This is a genomic window from Cupriavidus sp. WGlv3, assembly GCF_023952475.1.
Classification (GTDB): Bacteria; Pseudomonadota; Gammaproteobacteria; order Burkholderiales; family Burkholderiaceae; genus Cupriavidus; species Cupriavidus phytorum.
The window spans coordinates 1-1,088 of sequence record NZ_JALHRX010000107.1 but is presented as its reverse complement, the minus strand read 5'-3'; the positions used below and the strand labels follow the sequence as shown (position 1 = coordinate 1,088).

1 protein-coding gene is annotated in these 1,088 nt (G+C 67.9%); it reads right to left on the bottom strand.

What is annotated here, in order from left to right:
* On the bottom strand, positions 1-1,088 hold a 1,088-nt coding region (locus tag MKD38_RS30660), incomplete at both ends, for an amino acid permease (RefSeq protein ID WP_252682435.1).

Here is a 1,088-nt window from a genome sequence, read left to right as displayed (position 1 = left end):
GCGCGCGGCAGCTCGGGCCGGGTCTTGCGCAGCACCAGCACCGCGACCGAGATCAGCGTAAAGGCGGCCAGCGTGCCGATATTGATCAGCTCGGCCAGCACGTTCAGCGGCACGAAGGCGGCAATCGCGGCAAACACGACGCCGACGGTCCAGGTGGCGAAATACGGCGTGGCATGCACCGGATGCACCGACGACAGCCGCTCGGGCAGCAGCCCGTCGCGCGACATGGCGAAGATCACGCGGGTCTGGCCGTAGGTCATCACCAGGATCACCGTGGTCATGCCCAGGATCGCGCCCAGGTCGACAAAGCCCGCGACCCAGTTCTGCCCGGCAAACTGCAGCGCCAGCGAGACCGGGTGGTCCACGCCGGCAAACTTCGCGAACGGCACGATGCCGGTCATGATCGCCGCCACCACCACGTACAGCACGGTGCAGACCGCCAGCGAGCCGATGATGCCGATCGGCAGGTCGCGGCGCGGGTTGCGCACTTCTTCCGCGGCCGAGGTCACGGCATCGAAGCCGATAAAGGCGAAGAACACCAGCGCCGCCGCATTGAAGATGCCGGTGAAGCCGAACGGTGCGAACGGCTGCCAGTTGGCCGGCTGCACGTGCCACACGCCCACCGCGATAAACAGCAGCACCACGCCGATCTTGATCGCCACCATCAGGTTGTTGACGCGCGCGGACTCGCGCACGCCGTACGACACTACCCAGGTGATGGCCAGCATGATCAGGCACGCCGGCAGGTTCAGCACCGTCTGCACGCCCGGCACCGAGCCGGGTGCGGCGCTCAGCGCCGCCGGCAGCTTCATGCCGAAGCCCGCCATCAGCGACTGGAAATAGCCCGACCAGCCCACCGACACCGCCGACGTCGCCAGCCCGTATTCCAGCAGCAGGTCCCAGCCGATCATCCACGCGACGATCTCGCCCAGCGTGGCGTAGCTGTAGGTATAGATCGAGCCCGACACCGGGATCGCCGAGGCGAATTCCGCGTAGCACAGCGCGGCAAAGCCGCACGCCAGCGCCGCGATCACGAACGAGACCGTCAGCGCCGGCCCCGCGGTCAGCGCGCCGGTGCCGGTCAGCAC